Genomic DNA, 1,056 nt, shown 5'->3' with positions numbered 1-1,056 from the left:
GAATGGCATGGTAAAGCGTCGAAGCCAAAAACAACACAATGATGCTCGACCCGTAAATCGCCATGCTGGCAATGGTCAGCCCATCGGCATGGTGCTCCGTAGCTTTCACCAACAGCATCACCAAACCAACAATACCAAAAATCATGCCTAACCCGTGTGTGGCCGCATTCGCCACTTCTTCACGCACACTATATTGACTGACTGACATAGCAAATACACTGAAACCTCTAATGGAATAGTTGCTCTAGTATGTCACACTTAGCTTACACGTGTAAGCTAAAAAGGTTAAATTTTGGTTATTTGATGTCGGCTTAAAAGTCAGAGCGTATTTTTCGCTTTTCCATCATCATGTGTAGTGTAATGCTAGGTCGTTTCTCTAAATAACCCAGCACTTTCTCTCCCGACCTGTTTTGCCGAAAAGTCCAAGTGGTAACACCAACTCTCGCTGTAGTTTTCCTAACCCCAGCAAACTTGCCAACATGCCTCTTCCCCCTTCACGATGGCGATCAATTTCAAACCATAACTTCAGTTCACTCGGGAACGATACGCACACTTCCAGCTCACGCCAACGACCATGAAATGGCCCAGTGGTTGGAACAAACTCAAACTCTTGCACAAAGGGCAGTTCAAAGCCTTTCACTTCTTCACACTCCACTTGGCGAATACGCAACCCTTGCTCTTCCAAAGCGGTAAAAATGCCGTCCATCATAGGATCAGGCCTTACGGTGAGCATGTCTTTGTCTGTAGGGTCAATCGCCAAAGCGATATCCAAACCGGTTTCCAACCACACTTTGGCATCACCAATGGTAATTGGGGTGTTGAACGGAATGTCTAACGCGACATCAAACACCCGCTCTTCACTCGGTTTGATGACAAACGCGTATGGCAGGCTCCAACTGGCCAGCACATGACTTTGTGGCACGCGGCGAGTTTGTTGCCCTTGAGAGCTGCTGCCGCGATCTTCTTTGACTTCCGCAATGTAGCGACAACACAGCTTCAAATGAATATTGTCGATCTCTTGCTCACTCGAACCGCCATAAACATGCACCTTAATGT

At 47.2% G+C, this 1,056-nt stretch carries 1 protein-coding gene and 1 pseudogene; both read right to left on the bottom strand.

Annotation, left to right across the window (positions count from 1 at the left end; all coding sequences use genetic code 11):
• A partial coding sequence (locus CIK04_RS22550; RefSeq protein ID WP_176463404.1) for a hemolysin III family protein occupies positions 1-208 on the bottom strand: 208 nt, incomplete at its 3' end.
• 103 nt (positions 209-311) lie between these two features.
• A pseudogene (locus CIK04_RS22545) lies at positions 312-1,056 on the bottom strand (sporulation protein); the annotation flags it as partial.

This window comes from Vibrio sp. 03_296, assembly GCF_002265885.1.
This window is presented reverse-complemented; position numbering and strand designations above follow the sequence as displayed.